Source organism: Njordella aestuarii, assembly GCF_056494165.1.
The window spans coordinates 5,499,899-5,521,511 of record NZ_CM151397.1 but is presented as its reverse complement, the minus strand read 5'-3'; the positions used below and the strand labels follow the sequence as shown (position 1 = coordinate 5,521,511).

Genomic DNA, 21,613 nt, shown 5'->3' with positions numbered 1-21,613 from the left:
AAAGTAGGTGGGTTTATGGATCGAAGCCAGTCTTAAATTTAATCGGCCAGAACGAATGCGTCCACCTCCCGGGGTTTTCCGCAAACGCGTCAACGTTTAAGAACCCCTGGAAGCGTCGAAAGTCTTGTCAATTATGGTTGGCTGCCCGGCTGCGTGACATTACGTACGTCACTTGGCGTCGGTTTTGTCGCGTTGAACTCGTCGAGCCGCAGGTCGGGGCCGATTTGGCGGACACTCATCAGTTGGATCGCCCCTTTTTCATCGACGTGATAACTTGCCAGAGTGCGGATGCCCGCGTCCAGCACGATGATTTGAGTCTTTCCATTGGCGAGCAACTGGACGCTTGAAATTAGGTCGCCGGCAGCTGCGGCCGATGCACTTGATTGGCCGGTAACCGCGTTGGCTGGCCAGTTTTGACCTGCGGATGCCGGACCTTGGGACTGACCGTTGCTCAAGAGTATCGGGCTGCAAGTCAGCAAACTTGCTATTGCGAGCCAGGAAAGTTTAGTCATTTTCATTCGATATCGCTCGCTAAATTTTATTTGTAGCCCTGTACGCGTTGCGTGATCTCTTGCACAACAGCATCCTTATGAACTCGCCATTGCTCTAACGTATCGCGATCGCGGATCGTCACCGTACCATCTTGAACTGTCTGGCCGTCCACGGTGATGCAAAATGGAGTACCGGCTTCGTCTTGGCGACGATAGCGGCGTCCTACAGCACCTTTTTCATCGTAAAACGCGTTGTACTTCTTCTTGAGTTCGCCGTAAATCTCTTTAGCAATTTCCGGCATGCCATCTTTCTTGACCAGGGGAAATACAGCTGCTTTGATCGGAGCAATTCTCGGATGCAGTCGCATTACGACACGCGTCTGCATGTTTCCATTTTCGTCAGGAGCTTCATCTTCGCAGTAAGCTTCACAAAGAAACGCAAGCGTTGCACGATCGGCTCCTGCCGACGGTTCGATAACATGCGGTATAAACTTTTCATTCGTCATGTTGTCACGGTAGCTCAAATCTTTTCCGCTGCCGCGATGACGTGGTTGTCCGTTCTCATCAAGCTCGACTTGCAATGGCCTTGTCTTAGGATCGAGTTTGCCTTCCATGTGCGATCGCAGGTCGAAATCGCCTCGGTGGGCAATGCCTTCGAGTTCGCCATATTCACCTTCGGATAAGAACGGGAACGCATACTCGATATCGGCCGTGCCAACGGAATAGTGGCTAAGCTCATCCTGCTCATGTTCACGCAGTCGTAAACGTTCGCCAGACAGGCCTAACGAAGTGTACCATGCGAGGCGGCGATTGCGCCAATAGGTGTACCAGTCTTTTGAAAAATCGGGATGGCAGAAGAACTCAATCTCCATCTGCTCAAACTCACGAGATCGGAAGGTAAAGTTGCGTGGCGTTATTTCGTTTCGGAAACTCTTGCCTACTTGAGCAACGCCAAATGGTACGGCGACTCGGGTGCTATCGACGACATTCTTGAAGTTTACAAAGATGCCTTGTGCGGTTTCAGGTCTCAGAAATGCAGCGCCTTCTTCGCCCGACAAAGCTCCGACGTAAGTCTTGAACATGAGATTGAACTCGCGCGGTTCCGTCAACGTTGCTAAAGCTGTTGCATCAGGTGCCAAAATCGATTCGGCATGTGCGTGGGCAACTTTATCAAGCGAAACAAACTCGCTGTCCCAAGTCAATTGGTCAGCATCTTTGTTTCGCATGTTGAAAAATTTGATTGCCCGACGTTCCGTGTCTTCATGCTGCGTTTCGGCATCGCCTAGAGTCGTAACAAAAATTCGCTGCCCTTTGGCCGTGACCCATCGACCGCGGACTTGATCAAAGCGGTACCGCTTTTTTGATTCCTTGCAATCGACCATAAAGTCATGGAACAAGTCATAGTGCCCCGAGCACTTCCAGACTTGCGGATGCATCAAAATGGTGCAATCAAGCCCCACCATTTCGTAACACGAAGGTGCGCCTTCAGGTTGGACCATCTCGTTGTGGCCGGAACACATGTCGCTCCACCACGCGTCCTTGATGTTGCGCTTCAGTTCTACGCCCAGTGGGCCGTAATCCCAAAAGCCATTCATCCCGCCATATATTTCACTCGACTGGAACATGAATCCACGTCGCTTGCACAGTGAAACTAGTTTTTCCATGCTAATCATGATGTTTAATTCCTGCTGGTTGATAGCGTATTGACGCTTTGGAGGCGTCAGTCGCCTGGACGGCACTGTTGGCCGCGTTCGATTTTGTTATGTAGGGATTGTTCTGAAACAACTTTCTCAAATCAATTTAAGCGGTAGGGCGCAAGCCCTCCGGTTTTGTGACACAGGACGGCCTGCGCCGCGCCGCTAAAATCGGAAACTGTTTCGGGACAATTCCTTAGAGCCTTAAACTTTAGTAGCTTGCAATACGCGGTGGTGGCCGGCCAGATCCCTGACCAGCTTGACATTCGTCCAACGCGACTCGTCTGAAAACATGGACTTTACTGCCTGAGCAATCATGGGCGATAGTTCGATTAACAGGCTACCACCTGAAAGCAATCGTACATGCGCTTGGGATTCCAAAAGTTGGATCAGCTCGGTCCCTGTTTCACCTGCGACCAACGCAATTCGCGGTTCAAATTCCCGGACGCTGCGATCGAGCGCTTGGTATTCCGATTCACTGACGTAAGGTGGATTGGACAAAATCAGGTCAAAGGTAGGTTCGGCTGGCAACTCGCTTAGCAAGTCGCCTTGGCGGATTTCAATGCGACCGTCAAGTTCATGTCGTTCGACATTTCGCCGTGTCACTTCAAGCGCCCCGTTGTCTACGTCGATTGCTAGCAAACTGGCCTTACTAAATTGCTTGGCAACTGCGACGGCGATGCAGCCGCTGCCGGTGCAAACGTCGACGATTTTCAAAGAGTTGCCGTTTGCAGCCAGCCGGAGCTTGGCCAGATCGAGCGCTGCCACGACGAGGTGTTCTGTTTCCGGCCGCGGTATCAGGCAATCCGAATTGACGTAAAAAGGGAGCGAATAAAATTCCTTGAAACCGACCAAATAGGCGACGGGAGTACCTTCGGCCCGGCGTTTCACCATTTCGCGAAATGAAGCTTTGACAACATCATCTGGGACAGCTTCAAACGCCGTGTACAATTCGATTCGCTTGCAATTCATCGCATTTGCAAGCAGGACTTCAGCGTCCAGACGGGGCGAATCGGAGCCGTTTTTCTTTAAATAGTCGGTGGTCCAGCTGAGCAGCTTGCCAACAGTCCAAACCTCTGGTTGTGTCATACGGCTATTCATTCTTGGTGGCCACAGTCAGCGGCATTCGCATTATTCGCATTGAGACCATGCCAACTCTATCGCAGTGCGATCGCTTGACAAGACGCTCATTCATCCATATCGCCACGCAGTTGGTTACGTTCGTACTCGAGAAGCGCATCGGTTACTGGCTGAAGGTCGCCATTTACGATGTGGTCTAACTTGTACAGCGTCAAATTGATGCGATGGTCCGTAAATCTATTCTGAGGGAAATTGTATGTTCGAATTCGCTCGCTTCGATCACCTGAACCCGAGAGCGACTGCCGCTCAGTGGATCGCTTTTTCTCTTCTTCCGCACGTTTTACTTCGTAGATACGAGTTTTAAGAACGCGAATCGCCCGAGCCAGATTCTTGTGCTGGCTCTTTTCGTCCTGGCACTGAACGACGATGCCGGTTTCATGGTGAGTCAGCCGAATAGCTGATTCCGTTTTATTTACGTGCTGGCCGCCCGGGCCCGAGGCGCAGAACTTATCAACTCGATAATCGTCAGGCTTTAGATCGACTTCTACATCTTCAGGTTCTGCCATTACAACGACGGTTGCTGCCGAAGTATGAACGCGGCCCTGGGTCTCTGTTTCTGGCACTCGCTGAACGCGATGTCCACCGCTCTCGAATTGCAGTTCGCGATAGACCCCATCGCCTTCGAACGCCATAACGACTTCTTTAAAGCCGCCACGTTCACTGACGTTCGAATCCATCACTTCAACTTTCCACCCCTTGCTCGCCGCATGTGTTGTGTACATCCGGTACAAGTCGCGCGCAAAGAGTGCGGCTTCTTCACCACCGGTGCCGGCGCGGATTTCGATCAAGCAACGAGTTCGATTGGCATCCTCACCACCGATCGTGAAATCCAGCAACTCTTTCCAAAGTACTTCGCGTTCGGACCGGATTCGTTCCAGTTCTTCATTGGCCATCGCCCGCTCGTCGGAATCATGCGACTCGCTCATCGCGACCAGGTCGTTGATATCATCGCTCAACTTGCGATAGTGGCGGTACTTGGTCGCAAGCTTCGACATAGCTCCGTGCTCGCGCATGACGGTAGCTATGCGACTCGAATCGCTCAGCACATCGGGATCTGCCATCTCTTGTTCGAGACGTTCATACTTCGCAAGTGCTTCATCCAGTTGGTCACGGATTTTCATTACAAACGGTCGCTCAAGATAGATGGCTGGCGGTTCAAATTCAAACTGAGCGATATTTCAAAATGGCATGCATGAAAATATCGCATCAAAACGCAAACCGCCGTGGACGCTTTCAAATTGAGAGCGAACGACGGCGGTGGAAATTTTGAATTGAACGAAGCTACTTCTTCTTGGCCTTCTTCGGCGGCTGTAGCGACGCATACGTTCCAGCAGCAAACTTCGTCTGGAATTTCTCAATACGTCCAGCAGTATCTACGTACTTGAGCTTACCGGTGTAGAACGGATGGCACTCAGCGCAAATGTCGATTTTCAGCTCTTTGCGAGTGCTGCCGGTAGTAAATGAATTACCACAGCCGCAGGTAACCAGCGTCTCGTAGTATTTTGGGTGAATGTCGGTTTTCATCAACCGGAACCTTAGAAAATGTAAAATTCGCTTCTGCGAGGCCTGAACGATACAAGCCGCAATTCGGAGGGAAAATCTTATCGATTACCCGCTGCCTAAGCAAGTCCAAACTCGCCGCACCGGCGTTCAGGGCCGAATTTAAGCCATTCCTTCACTCGTTTGCGGCTCCAGATCGGGGTTTAACGCTCCGACCCGGCATTGGCTTTCTGCCCGAGCAGGCTGCGTCCAGAGATCGCTCAAGCCGGATGGCTCGCTGCCTGTCCTTGCCGCGAGCCACAAAAGTCGTCTACAGGAATACCTTATTTGGCGATCGGAGTTTCTTGGTCGCCGCGGCGGATGAACGGATCTCGTGTCTGCTTACCGACGATCGGCTCGATTTCCCGAACCCAAATATTGCGAAAGCGAACTGGGTTTCCATGGTCTTGCAAACCGATGGGGCCCTTGCTCTCGTGCTTGTTATACTGCGGTGGACGATCAAATGGATTGTCACCCTTTAGTTCAAAGTGGTTCAGGATTAACACACCATTGTGGACTGCGGTAATGTACGCGGGAGAAGCAAGACTTCCATCCTCGTTAAATCGTGGTGCAGTCCAGAAAATATCGTAAGTGTTCCATTCGCCAGGCTTGCGCATGGCATTCACCATGGGAGGAGTTTGCTTGTAAATTGCCCCGGCTTGGCCGTCGTAATACGTCTCATTGTCGTAGGAATCGAGCACTTGCAACTCATACTTGCCCATCAAGAAAACGCCGCTGTTGCCTCTGCCCTGCCCCGAACCCTTCGGCGGAGTCGGTGCTGACCATTCGATATGAACTTGGCAATCGCCAAATTCCTCAACGCTCGTGATCGCCCCACGACCCGATATTAAGCATCCATCTTCTACCTTCCAACGCTCGGCATTCTTCCAATGCGACGCATCGGCACCATCAAAGATTACGGTCGCGTCTGATGGGGGCGCATCGTCGGTTTCACCAGGCGTCACGATCGGTGGTTTAGGCCATTCAATACCGTTTAGATATTCTTGCGCATCCAGCTTGCTGTTGGTGTTGAAGGTGGCAAATGCTAGGGATGCCATTGCAGAAAGTAGCCAGGCTCTTTTCATGATTTCGTCAGTCTTGGAGAGGTAGGAGGCAGGAAACAGTGGAGGCATTATCAATCGAAACGCTTACGATTGCAACTCGCCGAAGTCACTCGCTGCTCATGAATATTGAGCCTGGCGAAGTTCGACGTACGAGCGTGGAAGGCGGTTTCGCGCATTGTTGATTCGAGAGGGCCTGTGACAAGGATGTGTCAGTTGCCTTCATGACGGCATTCGTCGGCAGCGTGAATGCTCGTCGCCGAGAAAGAGTTGGTCTATAGAACCGCGGGGACCAAAAAGCACTCGCCGTCTTCATCGGGAGCGTTCTGAAGTGCCTGCTTGCGCGTAAGAGATTCGCCAAGCTCATCTGGCACAATCGCGTTGGTCAGCTCAACAGCATGCACCATCGGTTCTATACCGTCGGTGTCCACTTCGCTCAACTGATCCACTAGCTTGAGCATATTGCCAAGGTCGACAGTCAATTGATCAACCTCCGCGTCGGTAAAAGAGAGCCGCGCGAGCTTTGCAATTTTGATCACTTGTTCGCGTTGAATGCTCATCGGCGTCCACCAGCAAAATCGGAGGAGTTATCAAGCAATCCGAGTGCTACTTTGGCAGAGCGAATGGCTTCTGACGAACAGCCTTACGAACACGACCGCTGCGGATGCATTGTACGCAGACTCGCATCGACTGCGTGCCACCTTCAGGTGTCGCAGCTTTGATTGTTTGCAGGTTTGGTAAAAAACGTCGCTTGGTGATACCGGTAATCTTCGTACCGACGCCGCCCAAGTACTTTGCCTTACCACGAGTTTCGACTTGATTGCCAACTTGCGGGCCTTTTCCGCAAACTTCGCACATTCTTGCCATGATCTTGTCCGCTTTTTTCAGAATCGTCAGCTAATAAGAGGGAGCGAGTATAGCGACGGCCCGCTATGAATCAACAGCAAAACGGACCATATATTGGGCGACTTCCGCAAGAATACGCGATTTATGCGTTCATTTCACTCGAAATCGACGTGCCAGCGAGTTCAGTCAGCGTTTCAGGCAGTATTTCGCAGGCTTGACGAATCTGGTCCGCATCCACATCCAGATGCGTCACCAAGCGAACATGTCGCTGGGATATTGCCATCGCGCGAAGCCCTCGGGTTTTTAGAGCTTCGACGACATCACGTGCCGCCGGCAAGCTTTCACCTAACTCCAAGACGACGATGTTCGTGTCGACCTGGGCCGGTACCAACGCGACAGACGCTATCTCGCGTACTGATTCGGCGAGCAATTTTGCATGTTCGTGATCCTGAGCCAGACGGTCGCGATGGTTTTTCAAGGCGTAAAGTGCTCCGGCAGCGATGATTCCGGCTTGACGCATGCCGCCGCCGAACAGCTTGCGAGCGCGTCTCGCTTCCATTACGAACTCACGGCTGCCCGCCAAGGCTGAACCGACGGGAGCGCCTAAGCCTTTCGAAAAACAAACCGAAACGCTTTCAAAATGCTCGCTCCACTGCCGTTCAGAGATTCTGCTGGCAACGGCCGCATTGAACAAACGAGCACCGTCCAAATGCCGCGTTAATCCAGCTTCACGAGCCCACTCGCATACTTCAACAAGCTGCTCGAACGGCCAAATTCGTCCGCCACCTCGATTGTGCGTGTTTTCCAGACAAATCAATTTTGTCCTGACGCTGTGTTCGGAAAGAGGCCGAACTTTGTCCCGCAGTTGAGCGACGTTCAAAATCCCGTCCTGACCTGGAATTGTGCGAGCCACCAAGCCGCTTAACTGTGCGAATGCTCCTTGTTCCCAGTTATAGATATGACAAAACTCTTCGCACAGAAATTCATCACCCGGCTTGCAGTGCACGCGAATTGCAATTTGATTCGTCATCGTGCCGCTAGGCATAAAGATGGCCGCCTCTTTGCCGAGCAATTCTGCCGTGTAAGCTTCCAGTTCGGCTACGGTAGGATCGATATCGATGACATCATCGCCAACTTCTGCTCGCGACATCGCCTCGCGCATGGCCGCAGTTGGTCGAGTCACTGTGTCGCTTCGTAAGTCAATTTCCATGTTATGCAGCGCCGTTGCTTTTCGTCGGTTTCTGGAAAGTGGGAAGTCCGCAACAAAGGTTCACGACTGACGGACGAACTACATTGAGTTTTAAGGCATATCCGATAATCGCCATAGGTATGTTATCTTGAAGGACCTTCGGAAAGCACATAGGAAATGCCGCGCGAGTTTGAATCTGAATCCACTGACCAGTCTGCCGACAAGCCGCACTCTACCGCGATTCGGCCTGATCGTTCGCGCATGGTCCCACCGCGAAACGAAGTTGCTGAATGGAATGAAATTGTAACGCAGAACGAAAAACGCCAGCGAACGCGCGGACGAATCAAGCAAACAGCCACGGTCGATGGCGGAACATTGGTGGAATGGACCGACCAACTCTCGCCGCCGCAGCAACCTGTCCCGGGACCGGTGACCACGCTTCCGCTTCCCTGTTCCGCTTGCGGGTCGCCTCGGTCATCTGGATCCAAGTTCTGCAACGCTTGTGGATTGCCATTCGACAATACTCCTGTGGTCGCAAGCTCGTCACGTCCGCCGGCATTGCCCCAAACAACTGCAGCAGCCCAAGATGATCAGTCGCACGTATTTCACTGTCAAAATTGTGGCAGTGACATAGCGACATCGGCTGGCCAGCGAGCTTACCGTTGTCCGTTTTGCGATTCGAATTACGTCGCAGAGATCGATTCGACAGCGACGGACAGACGTGCTCCTGAATTTGTAATTGGGTTCGGAATAACTCGCGAGCAAGCCTTGGAAAAGTTTGGCGAATGGATTCAACGTCGCAGTTGGTTTCGGCCGAGTGATCTTTCGCTGCGGGCGGTATCGGAAAAACAGATGGGCGTTTACGTTCCCTTCTGGCATTATGCTTACGCGGCCAAGAGCAGCTGGAATGCCATGATCGGCCAGTATTGGTATCGGACGGAAACGTATCGGGTTAAAACATCGGATGGTAAGTGGGAAACGAGGACACGCACCGTGCGTGAGACCGAATGGGATCCGCTTTCAGGTCAGCATGAACGATACTATTTCGGTTACTTGGTTTCAGCCTCGAAGGGCCTAACGCAGCAAGAGTCACTGAGCATCCAGCCGTATGATCTGCGCGCACTCACTCGCTTCCAGTCGTTTTACTTGGCGGGCTGGATTTCCGAGGAATACGCCATCGACTATACTCAAGCGCAAACGATTGCGGAAGAAGAGTTTCGCTCTCGTGAGATCAACAATATTCGGCAGATGATGCCGGGCGATACGCACTCGGGGCTGCAAGTAAATACTCATTTCGAGCTGAACGAGACCGATTTGATTTTGCTGCCGGTTCATATCCTGAGCTATCGCTATCGAGATCGCGTCTATCGTTTTCTCGTCAATGGACAGACAGGCAAGTTTGCCGGTGAAAAACCGATCTCTTCCGTCCGTATAGCTGTGGCTATCATCATCGGGCTGATATTGCTCGCAGCCATTGTCGTGTTGGTTCTGATTTTGAATGGAGCTGCCAGTTAAATGGATGAGCTCAGTTCCGTAAAACCTCGTTGTCGCATCTGTCGTTGCTTTGTCGAGAAAGAAGATCTCTTTTGCTCGAACTGCGGGACGGAGAACCGTACAGCGACGATGGCCGCCAAGCGTAAAGCGAACGCAGAAGCGCAAGAGGCCGTTGCGACGACTCAGGTCGCCTCAGTGTACGCCTTCCAGTGTGATAGCTGCGGCGCATCGATGAGTTATGACGCTTCTGCAAAGACGCTGCGCTGTCCGTTTTGCGGTTCAACGAGGATGCACGAGTTGAAGGACGCACGGACGCTGCGGGCTGAAGCTGTGCTTGTAAATCAAATCGATCGTTCTCAAGTTGAACAAGCCTTGCGGGCTTGGCTGGCTCAAGGTTTCTGGAGGCCCGGCGACACCGCGGCTGCTTCGGTAATTGCCTCAGCCACCGCGGTTTATGTTCCGTTTTGGGTCTTCGGAGCGCGGACGAAAACGTATTGGACCGGTGACCAATCGCCACCACCAAAAGCTTCTCGAGCCGACTGGTACGCTCTCAGCGGTCGTCATCAGGGCGAACACCATGCGATTATGGTTCAGGCCAGCAGCGTGCTGTCGACTTGGGAAGTTGATCAGATCGCTCCGTTTCGAATCGATCTAGGCGTTGATCCAAAGACCGTCGACTTGGCAAATTCAGTCGTGGAAGATTTTCGATTGCCTCTGACAGAAGCTCGCATGATCGCCCGCAGCAAAATTGAAGCTGCCGATGCGGCACAATGTCAGCAGTATTTCAACGGCCGCGTGCGAAACTTACGAGTCAACGTTGTGATTTCGGACATGATCGGCCACCCCTTGCTTGCACCCGTCTGGATCATGGTTTATCAGTACCGCGAGAAACCTTACCGCGTGTTAATCAACGGACAAACAGGAAAAATCAACGGAACTGCTCCAATTTCTGTGGCCAAAATCTCGATCACGATCTTGGTCGTTTTCGCCATAATTGTCGCCATCTTATTGCTGATTTTTTTCGCGAACGCCGTTTGATTGTTAAGTACGAAAACCAAAAGTCATCGCGAAATATGGTCTTAGTGGTCTGGCTGACTTGTCAGACTTGGTACACAATCGACAGAAATTGTTCTCACTGTCAAATCTCCTCGAATACTAAGAAAAAATGAGCTATTTCCCAGAAATTTCGAAGATCAAATACGAAGGTCCGCAGAGCCGCAATCCGCTCGCATTTCGCTGGTACAATCCAGAGGAAATGATCGAAGGCAAGTCCATGAAGGAACACTTGCGATTTTCGATCGTCTACTGGCACACGATGCGTGGAACTGGCTCCGATCCGTTTGGACCTGGTACAGCCGTTCGTCCTTGGGATGATGGAACTGATTCGGTCGATAATGCGCTTCGCCGTGTGGAAGTCGCGTTTGAGATTTTCGAGAAGCTGGATGCACCGTATTACGCATGGCACGATCGGGATATTGCACCGGAAGGCAAAAGCTTGAAGGAAAGCAATCAGATCCTCGACCGGATTGGTAAGTCGCTGAAAGAGCATCAGCAGAAGACTGGCGTCAAGCTGTTGTGGGGCACGGCGAACATGTTCAGCAACCCTCGCTTTATGCATGGGGCTGCTACCAGTTGCAATGCGGACGTGTTTGCATTTGGTGCGGCACAAGTAAAGAAGGCCATCGAGCTCACGTACGAACTGGGCGGTGAAAACTACGTTTTCTGGGGCGGTCGTGAAGGCTATCAATGCCTTTACAACACCGACATGAAGCGTGAGCTTGACCATTTGGCAAAATTCTTCCACATGGCAGTCGACTATGCCAAGAAGATCGGCTTCAAAGGCCAGTTCTTGATCGAGCCAAAGCCTAAGGAGCCAACCAAGCATCAATACGACTCCGACGCAGCAGCATGTTTGAACTTTCTACGAGCTTACGATTTGCTGCCTTACTTCAAGTTGAACCTTGAGACGAACCATGCTACGCTTGCCGGGCACACCATGATGCACGAGCTTGATTATGCTGGACATCAAGGTGCTCTTGGCAGCATTGACGCCAACACGGGCGACTTGTTGCTGGGCTGGGATACCGATCAATTCCCAACCGATTATTATCTGACCGCCCAGTGCATGTTGGCTATATTGAAGCACGGCGGCCTTGGAAGCGGCGGTGTGAACTTCGATGCCAAAGTTCGTCGTGAAAGCTTCGAGCCAATCGACTTGTTTCACGCCCATGTCGGCGGAATGGATGCTTTCGCGCGAGGTCTCAAGATCGCTGCGGCCATTCGAGCCGAAGGTGTCGTAGATAAGTTCGTTAAGGACCGCTACAGCACCTGGGATAGCGGTATCGGTGCAGATATTGAAGCGGGCAAAGCTGACTTTGAATCGCTAGAAAAGTATATGCTGGGCAAAGGCGAAGCAGATGCTAACCAAAGCGGTCGCCAAGAAATGCTCGAGAACATTATCAACTGGTATCTCTAATCAGTTAGCTGATCTGACGTAACCAATTCAAAGCTCGCGTGGCCCCCATGCGGGCTTTGATCGTTTTACGGCTCGCAATGTCTGGACGGCTATTCTGATTTACTCTCCGAGTTTGGCATCAGCGCGGTCAGATCGTCCAGGCTGTTGGCATGCTCGGGTAGCTTGTCATGCCGCCAACGTAGAATCCGTGGAAATCGAACTGCGACGCCAGATTTGTGACGCTTGGAAATTTGCAGATTCTCAAAAGCAATCTCCATCACCAGCTTGGGAGTAACTGTTCGTACGGGACCAAAGCGGTCGATGGTATTCTGCCGTACAAACTGATCAACTTTACGCAGTTCTACGTCAGTCAACCCTGAGTATGCCTTGGCAAACGGCACGAGTTCATTGTTGTGCCACAGCGAAAATGTGTAATCAGTGTATAGACTTGCACGGCGACCATGACCACGCTGTGCAGCGGTCAGCACGGCATCGATCGCGTATGGTTCGATCTTCCATTTCCACCACGAACCCCTGGCTCGCCCAACAGCATAGGCTGAAGACAAATGCTTTAACATCAAACCTTCAGCACCGACAGAACGGCAGGACTGTCTGTCGTTCTCAAGTTCGCTCCAACTGGAACGCACGACTTGGCGAGAGAGTTGTAGCATTGAACAATCGGCTTGACTCACCAACGACTCGAGCACATGGCGACGATCTTGGATGCTCTGGTCCCGTAAGTCCTGTCCGTTGTGTTCGAGCACGTCGAACGCGACAAAGGCGATTGGGACTTCTGCTAGAAGTTTCTTGCCAATTGTCTTCCTTCCAATCCTGCGTTGCAATTCTGCAAAGGGCAGCGGTTGAGCGTCTTTCCAAGCAAGTATCTCACCATCCAGTACCGTACCATTGGGAATGCAGATTGAAAGTTCTTTAAACTCTGGAAATCGATCCTCAAGCCTTTCTTCGCCGCGTGACCAAACAAACAATTGGCCTGAGCGACGAATAACCTGGGCCCGAATTCCATCCCACTTCCATTCGGCTAAATAATCAGAGGCGACTCCTAACTGCGATATATCTCCTTCAATCGGATGAGCCAGACAAAAAGGATAAGGTTGATAGTCTTGAACAAAGTTCTGGTTAGGATTGATGACTTCGCGGAAAAATTCAGGTGTCGGCTTCCATTTTCCCATCAAACGGTGTGAGAGAACTTCCACCGGAACAGCTGACCAGTTCGCCAACGCGCGGACCAAGAGCTTTTGGCTTACACCGACTCGTAATGATCCCGTGACGAGTTTGTTTAGCACAAAACGTTGAGGCAGGCTCATCTCCTGCCAATATTTTTGTACTAAAGGACGTTGCTCTTCAGGAGAAAGATTGCGAAGCGGTAGAAGTTTGGATTCCACCCACTCTGTCAGCGTCCCTTCGACATCGATATCGGCATCTGGAACAACGGCTGCGAGTGTTTCTGCGAGGTCGCCGACCCAATCATAAGACTCTTCAATCAGCCATAGCGGGATGTCGGCAAGTTCAGCTGCCCATTCCCTAAGCCGACTGGTATTGATCAGCCGTTGGAGTTTTTGACCGCTCAGAAAGTACATCGCCCAAGCCGCATCGGCGGCGGAAGCAGTCGCAAAGTATGCCTCCATGGCAGCGACCTTCTCATTCGTCTTTGTCGTTTGATCGATCGACTGATACAACTCTACAAAAGCTCGCATGGTTCCCTTTTATTACTCGCTGCCTTCGGCGACGGGTTGGTTTGAAGACTCTGAACCTGGAATGTCCTCGTCTTTTCCGTCGCTAGTTTCACCTACAAATTCGGTCTTCAACGAGTTAGCGGGAGTGCCCCTTTCGCTTAAGTATCTGGCGACTGTTTCCGAAAAACCGTGCGTAACCCACACTGCCTCCGGCGCACATTCGTCCACAGTTTGGATCAATTCCTGCCAGTCCACGTGATCTGACAAAACAAATCCTCGATCGATTGCTCGACGTCGGCGTGAGCCTCGAATTGCCATCCAGCCAGAAGCCATCGCTGTAGAAATATTGCCGAAACGGCGCAGCCAGGGAGTACCGTGCGCACTCGGGGGCGCAAGCACTATGCCCTCGTGCCATTTTGCATTGCGACCGTCGCGGGCCTCTACGTTCGCAACACTGTCATAGGGCGGAAGAGTTGCGCCGGAGTCCAAGTAAGCTTGATTGCCGACCATCACAGCGCCATGACAATAGATGGGACCGATGGATGCATCTAGTCCTGCCATGATGCGTTGCGTTTTACCAACGGCGTAGGCATAAATGATACTTGTTCTACCGTCTGCTTTATTCGACGCCCACCATCGATTAATTTCATCGTAAACAGATTCTGGTTTAGGCCAACGAAATACAGGCAGACCGAATGTGCTCTCCGTTACCAGCAAGTTGCAATTAAGCGGTTCAAACGTCTCTGTCGTTGGGTCAGTACCACGCTTGTAGTCGCCAGTCACAACAGCGATTTTGCCTTGATGTTCGATACGAACTTGCGCAGAACCGCGAATATGTCCAGCGGGATGAAGCGAGACTCTTGTTGATCCGAGTGTAATGATTTCTCGGTACGCTGTGGTTTGAAGGTTTAGATCCTTTCCTAATCGAACTCGCAAGAAAGACTCACACTGTTTCGTAGCAAGATAGCTTTCTGAGCCCCAACGTGCGTGATCGCTGTGGGCATGCGTAATAACCGCACGTTTGACTGGTCGCCACGGGTCGACATAGAAGTCACCCGCGGGACAGTAAAGTCCGTTAGCCGTCAGCGTTAACAGTGTGGAAAAGTCATTTGGTTCCATACTGCATTATCACAGGCAGACCAGTGGCAGTCCAACTAGTCTTGCTGCAACATTTGACCGAGCAGTCGTTGTTGGAGGACAACACCAACCAGTTCGCCTTGAGCGTCAATAACACGTGCTAACTCGCAGCCTTGGCACATCATTTTACTCAACGCGACTGCTTGCGTCGTCTCTGGCGTCAAGGTGACTAATGCACGCAGTTTCGGGACTTCTCGTGGATTCGTTAACAAGTCGGACTTGCGGTAATAACCTACAAGACGGTCCATCCGCGGATGTTTGACTGCGATAATGTTCCCGGTTGTACGCGTGGCGGCAGTGGCGATCTCCGCAAGACTCGTATCGCTTGCGATTAACTTCAGTCCTCGAACGGGCATACAGTATTGCTTGATCGTAGTGCCACCATAAGCCAAAATGTTTTGCGAAATATCTCGTTGTGTGTTCGACAATAGTCCAAGTTCGGTACTCTCGTGTAACATTCGCTTGAGCTCTCGCCGTGCCAAGCCCGGAAAAACTTTGAGAGGTGTATGGCCCGAAAATCGTTGGACGGCAAGGCTGGCGGAATAAAGCAGCAAGGAAATCGGTGACAGCAGGATTGAGACTACAAACAGCGGTCCTCCACAGAAGGTAAGCAACCGAAACGGAGCGTTGTAAAAGAGCGACTTGGGAAGAAGTTCACCATAGATGAACAGGATGGGAGTCGCCAATAATGTCATCGTTAATTCGATAGTTGTGTTGGATTCGCCAAACAGTGCACCTGCGAACGCCACCATGCCGAACGAGGCGCAATAGTTGGCAATGTTATTGCCCACAAGGACCGTTGATACAAAAGCCGCGGGGTGATTGGTGAGCCAAAGCAGAAATTTGGCAGTCCATGATCCAGAGACGCCGTCCAGCACTAATCGCACTCGAGGGACACGGTACAATCCGGTCTCTGTTCCGCTAAAAAAGGAGCTAGCGATTAGACCTATCAAAAATATTGCAATTGCGAGGAGCATAGATTCAGCTGTTACTCCGTAGTCGTTTCGGCAGCAGGGTCACGTTGGCTCATGCGCAACAACATTTCTCCACGTCGCGGGACTTGGCAAACTTCGATGTTGAAATCTCCCCACTGAATGGTGTCTCCGGTTTGCGGTAGTCGCTGCAGCTCGTTTTGTAGCACGCCAGCAACGGTCACATGTCGTCCCTTCGGCAGCTTCATGCCAAGAGCTCGTTCGATGCGTCGAAGACTAGTCGATCCGGTGACTTCCCATTGTAAGTTTCCGGTTTGGTCAAAGGCGGGCTGTGAAAAAGCTTCGGATTTTGAGTTGTCGGTGCAGAACACGGATTCGATTAAATCTTCGTAAGTAACTACTCCGATGGACTCGCCGAACTCATTTACAATCAAGGCAACATGATTTCCCGAACTTTGCATTGACGTGAAAACATCACCAAGTGTCTGGCACCAAGGTACGATTAAAACGGAGCGGATGTAGGTTGGCCAGTGTACGTCACGAGAATACGGAATGTCGGCCAGCCGAATCGAAGCGGCTACTTCTGACGCGTCGCTACTGACCAGGACATAGTCGATACTGCTGGTCTCGTGCGTTTCCGTTTGTGCGTAAATCGCGGAAGCGATATCAGCATGCAAATCAACAGTGAGAAACGAAGATCGAGGCCGCATCCATTCTTCGATTCTGACCACGGACAATTGAACGGTGTTTTGAAGCATGTCCTTCTCGTGCTTGATCAAAGATGCATCGCTACCGCTCAGTTCGATGGCACGTTCAAGGTCTGTAACGTCCATGTATTGCTCGGGCGACATTCCTGGCCAGATCAGACGCCGCGAAAATTCGCATATGCTCTGCAGGAGCGGCGTTATCGGGGCCGCCACAGATACGGCCCAGGATAGCGGAATTGCAAGCGAGCGCGACACATTCATCGGTGCCGCAACACCCAAGCTTTTCGGGACAAGCTCCCCGAACAAAATGATTGCCGCGAGGCTCGCCAGTGGAATCGCAATAGCCGCAGTTGGGCTCGTCACAGTGAATGAGTTGGCAAGAATCGTGGCAATCGCAAAGTAAGTAACATTGATACTTAAATTGTAGAACAATATTGATGAAAGCAAACGATCAGATTTAGCTAGGAGGTGCGAGATTACTCGGTCAACCAACCGTGACTTATTCGTGCTATTTATCTGATTCCAATTCAGTGAGAAAAGTGCAGCTTCACTGGCTGAAAAGAAGGCCGAACCGGCTAACAAGAACAGCATCGCCACAAAGAGGCCAGATGCTTGAATCGTATTGATCGACGCTGCGAGAAATTCCGCGAGCAAAATTATCCTCCCTCCGCATCTTCCGCTGTTGGCGTTCGTCCCAAGGCAAAGTCAAATTCGGTCAATGCGGGGATTGCCATTGCCAGTGTTGTAAAACCATACGCGACAGCAATCACGCTAAATACGGTCAATTCCTGGTTACGCAAAATAAAGCTGGTGATCGAGAAAAAAGTCAGGAACGGCAAGGCAAATGCGCCCAGTGCAATCGCAGGCGAAGGGTTGCGATTGCCAAGTGCATAATACAGGCCAGCACCCCCTCCCAATATGATTGCAAGAAACGGAGCAAGTTGCCGACTGAAAGATCCTTGGAATGAGATCATGATCAGCATGCACGTGACTACTCCTAGGAACAAAAAGAAGACTGTCCCAAGACTTGTTGCAATCGCGGTGCGGGAACGAAAATAAATAATTCCGCAGTGGATACCAAGCATGCCTACAAAAAAATCTAGCACAATAAGCCCACAAATTGTGAAGACGAGATTCTCTGAGGTTATGCCATTGAACGACCACAAATAGACGCACAACGCAATCGGAACGAGCAACATTTCCTTACAAACGTACAGCACTCCAAATAACTTGCCAAAAAGAAAGCTCGGAGGCGTAATTTCTGTTACAAGCAACAGGTCAAGAGCCTGGCTGTCACGCTCATTAGAAATCGAATTGACGGCCAGGGCATTAATAATGATCAGCGAGATCACGAAAAAAGGTGCTAACAATTTGGCCGCACTTGGAATCAACTCTTGGGCCATCATACTGCGTGACGACAATTCACCGGCATGTTGCATTTGGAATAAGCCGGCAGCTACAAGCACGCCTAACAACAAATAGGCAAAGCGAACGATCAAAACTTTTCGACCGTAAGCCCAAGTCCTCATCTCGCGCCACAAAATTGGATTGTTCCAAACCGGACGCGGAGCTCGGCTTTTCCAGGCCTTTACTTCGCGTTTAGTGTTCGGCTGATTAACAGACGCGTCCGTAGTAAATGCTTGTTGTTCATTTGTTGCCAGGGCCACCACATGATCGTCTTCATCTTCAACAGCTTGAGGGCGAGCTTCACGAGATGGATTCCAAATCCGAAGCATAACAATTGCACGCCACAAGAGCATCGTAGTCACCAAGAGCATCCACGAGCCGCATAAAAATGACAAGCCTCCTACGGAGTCGGCGATGGACTCGGGCGGCATTGGTTGGCACAAAATCCACGCTGCGCGAAACGGATTCAAGATCGTTGCTATTTCTGGCGAAACGCCGCCGATAAAGCCTCGCGCAATGATCTCGCAAGCTGTCACCCAGAGAACGACCGATAGAATCGTAATGGCGATCGCTTGGAAGGTTTTTTCGCGCCAAAACGCAACGATAACCCCCAACGCCGTCGCAGCCGCCACGGTCGTGACGGTAACCCAAGCAAGGAGCATAACTTGGGAAGTCGACACGCCTCCCAGCAGCGTCAGCATTGCCAGGACCGGCAACCCCGAAAGAAAAAGGTTCATCGCAATCAGAAAGCCACCACCGGCTTTGCCCACCACCAACTCGCTGTTTCGCAAGGACGTCATCAACAGCAGGATCAGCGTTTTCCGGTCTTTTTCATGCGCTACGGAAATCGTGCCAGCAATCGCCGCCACGCAAACCAAGATTACTAACTGTAGCGGCCCCAGAATCTGGAACACCAAAGATCCAAACCTTGCAAAATCACCTAGATTTCGGATCGGTTGAATGCCCGCCATCAACAGCCAAGCGGTGCATAACAGTACGAACAACGATAAAGCGAATACGACACGCCCGAAATAGTGTTTGCCACGTCGTGGTAAGGTGGTGAGTTCTCGTTCGAAAATTGGCCCGAGCATGCGGTACTTACTTGGAATCTGGCATTAAGAATGGACTGAGACGCATTATGGTCCAAGCAATGGTATCTGACGATATGCCGGTGGCAAGTTTATCGAGGTCTGGAAAAATATGCCGAATTTGCCGGTTCCACCGAATAAATTACCAAATCTCCTTGTCAGGCTAATAAAAACGACGCCAAAAGGGGACTTCAAGCGCGTCGCTGCCGATAAAGAACTATCGTTCAAATGCGGCGCGAGGTAATGGATCACTCTGAAAAGATCCAGCTGTCGTCTCGCTCGAATCCACAGATCGTTAGATGATGAGACTGACGCGCTAATGTTTACGCAATCTATAGCTCGCTTTGGCCGCTTTTTACGACAGGAAGATGGTCCAACCGCGACAGAGTACGCAGTTCTGCTGTCGCTGATCGTGGTCCTTTGCGTCGGTGCTGTTAAGCAAATGTCGAACGCCACGGGCAGCTCTTTCGATGCGTCCGCTCAAGCAATCGACTCCGCGTTTAATCCGTAGGCAGCTACATAATCGGCTTCGAAAGCTTTGCTAGTTCGCTTTGCATCGACTCAATCCTTTTCCGTAGCAGCTGCATCAAGTCGAACTTATCTTCTCCACGGCCGCGGCTTGCCGGAACAACAATCGCCTCGTCAATTTGAATAATCACTTTGAGCGGCCTGACTGGAAATTGCTGATCAGTCAAATCTTCGTAAATCTGTTCGACGGTTTCTAGCAACCGAGCTTCTGTTGACGGTGCCTGCAGATAGTCTAGCGAATAGGATGCAATCTGTTGTGCCAAATAAATTCGCGAGAGCTGATCCCATAAATGCCTGCGTGTTGCCGCTGCTTCTGTCGCTGCGAGTAATTCCGGCACTATTCTGGAACGGATCGCTTTGATCCGTGGAATGATCGGACCCGCCCCGCCCTTGCCCAAATATTCTAGCTCGGAAGGCCGCAGCAGTTCGTCGATCAGTCCCAATTGCCGTTCGATCCAAGTTCCTTCGCGCGTGTGACCGAAATATTCGATCTCCTTCAAGCAAAGCAGTCCGAACATCGCGCGGTTTGTGCGATCAACAAGCGTCGCAGTACGCTGCGAATGCGCTTCCCAAGTCAATCGTTTCTCAATTTCATTCAGCATCGGTATAACAAGCGACTCTACCGGGGCAAGCGGCAAATACTTAATGGCCACAGGATGCACGACGACCAAATCCTGCTCGTTGACTTTCGCTCGCTTCTTTGCCGCTGCACGTGCTATTAAAGAGACACCATCGAGCAGATCTTGGAGACGATCATTCGTTCTGAAAACTGCGCCTTCTGGAAATAGAACCAGTGGACGCTTGGCCTGTGTCAGAATGTCAATCGCTGTATCCAATGATTGGCGATCAGGGCCTTCGCGATAAATACTGAACCCTCCCAGTGCAGTCAACGCCCAACTCTGAAATGCACTGTGATGAAATAGATGCCAGCTGGCCATCTGGAATGGATAGACGTTCAACGACCGAGCGATGAAGCCCATTGCCACAGGATCTGCATATCGACAATGATTGGGCGCAAGTAATGTGCCATGCCCTTGCGCGATGGACTCCTGCAGATGTTCAAGTCCCCGCAACTCGTAGTCGACGACTCCTTCCTTTCGCCGCAAGTACCAATCGATAAAACGAAATTTTTGCGCAATGAAAGGTAGAAAAGTGCCACGCCATGGAGGAATGAACTTGTAAGGCTTTTCAATTATTATCGGCTGCATAATCTTTGTAGCCGTGCGGATGTTTGCTATGCCAGTTCCACGCGGTAGCTACAATCGATTCAATGTCGTTGTACTTGGGCGCCCAGTCGAGCGTTTTCTTGGCAAGCGTGATGTCCGCAATGAGCGAGGCTGGGTCGCCTTCCCGCCGAGGGGCATCGACAACTGGAATTGCGTGGCCAGTTACTTTGCGGCAGGCTTCGATCACTTCCAGAACACTAGCTCCTTTACCAGAGCCAAGGTTCATCTTCATCACTTGACCTGGCTCGAGCAACTGCATCGCCGAAAGATGTGCTGAGGCCAAATCGTTGACATGGATATAGTCGCGAATACAACTTCCATCGGGAGTCGCATAGTCACGACCAAACATGGAGACGAACTTTCGCTGACCCAAAGCAACTTGCAATACAATGGGAATGATATGAGTCTCGGGATCGTGGTCTTCGCCAATCGATCCATCTTCACTAGCGCCTGCAGCGTTAAAATATCGCAAGCAGGCAACGCCAAAACCGTACGCGGCCGCGTAGTCCTGCAAGGCGCGTTCAATTACGAGTTTCGAGAAACCGTAAGGGTTGATCGGGAGCTGCAGATTGTCTTCGGTAATCGGCATCTTGGCGACTTCACCATAAGTCGCCGTAGTACTGGAGAAAACGAATCGCCAGACGCCTGCTGATCGCATCGCTTCCATCAGATCCAACGCAGCCACAACGTTGTTTTGGTAGTACATCGCCGGCTGCGTTACAGATTCATTTACCAGCGCATAAGCCGCAAAATGCATAACCGCATCGATCTCTTTCTCCTGCATAACCTGCACGAGCTTCGAACGGTCTGACATGTTTCCTTCAATCAATCGACCAGCAGGTACCGCCGCCGCATGTCCTCGGGAAAGATTATCGTAGACCCACACTTCTTCGCCATGCTCCATCAGTTTGCGAACTGTATGCGAACCGACATAACCCGCGCCACCAACAACTAATACATTCATTCCAAGCTCTGCTTCTGAGCG

Annotated in this window: 20 protein-coding genes; 4 read left to right on the top strand and 16 right to left on the bottom strand. The window is 51.3% G+C overall.

All coding sequences use genetic code 11. The features are described from left to right. Positions 1-131: 131 nt before the first annotated feature. The 9 genes from SH451x_RS21640 to SH451x_RS21600 form a co-directional block, all read right to left on the bottom strand. On the bottom strand, positions 132-518 hold the full coding sequence (locus tag SH451x_RS21640; RefSeq protein ID WP_479359229.1) for a hypothetical protein: 387 nt from the start codon (positions 516-518) through the stop codon (positions 132-134). A gap of 20 nt (positions 519-538) precedes the next feature. Next, positions 539-2,155, bottom strand: coding sequence for a glycine--tRNA ligase (locus SH451x_RS21635; RefSeq protein WP_479362928.1), 1,617 nt, complete (start codon positions 2,153-2,155; stop codon positions 539-541). A gap of 234 nt (positions 2,156-2,389) precedes the next feature. Beyond that, positions 2,390-3,274 (bottom strand): peptide chain release factor N(5)-glutamine methyltransferase, encoded by an 885-nt coding sequence (prmC, locus tag SH451x_RS21630; RefSeq protein ID WP_479359228.1) that lies wholly within the window; start codon positions 3,272-3,274, stop codon positions 2,390-2,392. Positions 3,275-3,372: 98 nt separating this feature from the next. After that, the gene (gene prfA, locus SH451x_RS21625; RefSeq protein WP_479359226.1) at positions 3,373-4,446 is read right to left on the bottom strand and encodes a peptide chain release factor 1; all 1,074 of its coding nucleotides are present in this window, start codon (positions 4,444-4,446) and stop codon (positions 3,373-3,375) included. A gap of 160 nt (positions 4,447-4,606) precedes the next feature. Further along, complete coding sequence (gene rpmE / locus SH451x_RS21620; protein WP_479359224.1) at positions 4,607-4,849, bottom strand: 50S ribosomal protein L31; 243 nt, start codon at positions 4,847-4,849, stop codon at positions 4,607-4,609. Positions 4,850-5,148: 299 nt separating this feature from the next. Then, a complete protein-coding gene (locus tag SH451x_RS21615; protein WP_479359222.1) occupies positions 5,149-5,949 on the bottom strand; it encodes a 3-keto-disaccharide hydrolase in 801 nt (266 codons plus the stop codon). Positions 5,950-6,200: 251 nt separating this feature from the next. Continuing rightward, positions 6,201-6,485, bottom strand: coding sequence for an Asp-tRNA(Asn)/Glu-tRNA(Gln) amidotransferase subunit GatC (gene gatC / locus SH451x_RS21610; protein ID WP_479359220.1), 285 nt, complete (start codon positions 6,483-6,485; stop codon positions 6,201-6,203). 46 nt (positions 6,486-6,531) lie between these two features. Continuing rightward, entirely contained in the window at positions 6,532-6,792 is a 261-nt protein-coding gene (gene rpmB, locus SH451x_RS21605; RefSeq protein ID WP_479359219.1) for a 50S ribosomal protein L28, read from the bottom strand. 121 nt (positions 6,793-6,913) lie between these two features. Next, positions 6,914-7,981 (bottom strand): threonine aldolase family protein, encoded by a 1,068-nt coding sequence (locus tag SH451x_RS21600; RefSeq protein ID WP_479359217.1) that lies wholly within the window; start codon positions 7,979-7,981, stop codon positions 6,914-6,916. A gap of 156 nt (positions 7,982-8,137) precedes the next feature. Between SH451x_RS21600 and SH451x_RS21595 the strand changes: the two genes are divergently transcribed. From SH451x_RS21595 to xylA, 3 genes are all read left to right on the top strand, one after another. Beyond that, a complete protein-coding gene (locus SH451x_RS21595) occupies positions 8,138-9,475 on the top strand; it encodes a zinc ribbon domain-containing protein (protein WP_479359216.1) in 1,338 nt (445 codons plus the stop codon). Between the two features lie 108 nt (positions 9,476-9,583). Next, complete coding sequence (locus tag SH451x_RS21590; RefSeq protein ID WP_479359215.1) at positions 9,584-10,492, top strand: TFIIB-type zinc ribbon-containing protein; 909 nt, start codon at positions 9,584-9,586, stop codon at positions 10,490-10,492. A gap of 127 nt (positions 10,493-10,619) precedes the next feature. Further along, on the top strand, positions 10,620-11,930 hold the full coding sequence (xylA, locus tag SH451x_RS21585; protein ID WP_479359214.1) for a xylose isomerase: 1,311 nt from the start codon (positions 10,620-10,622) through the stop codon (positions 11,928-11,930). 89 nt (positions 11,931-12,019) lie between these two features. On the opposite strand, the gene SH451x_RS21580 is transcribed toward xylA, so the two are convergent. Genes SH451x_RS21580 through SH451x_RS21560 form a run of 5 tightly spaced genes read right to left on the bottom strand, consistent with a single transcriptional unit; the run spans position 12,020 to position 18,877 of the window. Continuing rightward, positions 12,020-13,624: an ATP-dependent DNA ligase gene (locus SH451x_RS21580; RefSeq protein ID WP_479359213.1), complete on the bottom strand. Its 1,605-nt coding sequence runs from the start codon at positions 13,622-13,624 to the stop codon at positions 12,020-12,022. Positions 13,625-13,636: 12 nt separating this feature from the next. Further along, complete coding sequence (locus tag SH451x_RS21575; RefSeq protein WP_479359212.1) at positions 13,637-14,722, bottom strand: ligase-associated DNA damage response exonuclease; 1,086 nt, start codon at positions 14,720-14,722, stop codon at positions 13,637-13,639. Positions 14,723-14,757: 35 nt separating this feature from the next. Further along, on the bottom strand, positions 14,758-15,717 hold the full coding sequence (locus SH451x_RS21570; RefSeq protein WP_479359211.1) for a CNNM domain-containing protein: 960 nt from the start codon (positions 15,715-15,717) through the stop codon (positions 14,758-14,760). Positions 15,718-15,728: 11 nt separating this feature from the next. Then, positions 15,729-17,033: a CNNM domain-containing protein gene (locus SH451x_RS21565; protein WP_479359210.1), complete on the bottom strand. Its 1,305-nt coding sequence runs from the start codon at positions 17,031-17,033 to the stop codon at positions 15,729-15,731. Positions 17,034-17,035: 2 nt separating this feature from the next. Further along, on the bottom strand, positions 17,036-18,877 hold the full coding sequence (locus tag SH451x_RS21560) for an ABC transporter permease subunit (RefSeq protein WP_479359208.1): 1,842 nt from the start codon (positions 18,875-18,877) through the stop codon (positions 17,036-17,038). Between the two features lie 316 nt (positions 18,878-19,193). Here SH451x_RS21560 and SH451x_RS21555 point away from each other — a divergent pair, with 316 nt between their 5' ends. After that, positions 19,194-19,385: a Flp family type IVb pilin gene (locus SH451x_RS21555; protein WP_479359207.1), complete on the top strand. Its 192-nt coding sequence runs from the start codon at positions 19,194-19,196 to the stop codon at positions 19,383-19,385. 4 nt (positions 19,386-19,389) lie between these two features. Here SH451x_RS21555 and SH451x_RS21550 read toward each other — a convergent pair whose 3' ends face one another. Both SH451x_RS21550 and galE read right to left on the bottom strand, forming a co-directional pair. Next, positions 19,390-20,610, bottom strand: a complete 1,221-nt coding sequence (locus SH451x_RS21550; RefSeq protein ID WP_479359206.1) for a 1-acyl-sn-glycerol-3-phosphate acyltransferase — start codon at positions 20,608-20,610, stop codon at positions 19,390-19,392. Continuing rightward, the gene (gene galE / locus SH451x_RS21545; protein WP_479359205.1) at positions 20,591-21,592 is read right to left on the bottom strand and encodes a UDP-glucose 4-epimerase GalE; all 1,002 of its coding nucleotides are present in this window, start codon (positions 21,590-21,592) and stop codon (positions 20,591-20,593) included. Before galE ends, SH451x_RS21550 begins: the two co-directional genes overlap by 20 nt. Positions 21,593-21,613: the final 21 nt, after the last annotated feature.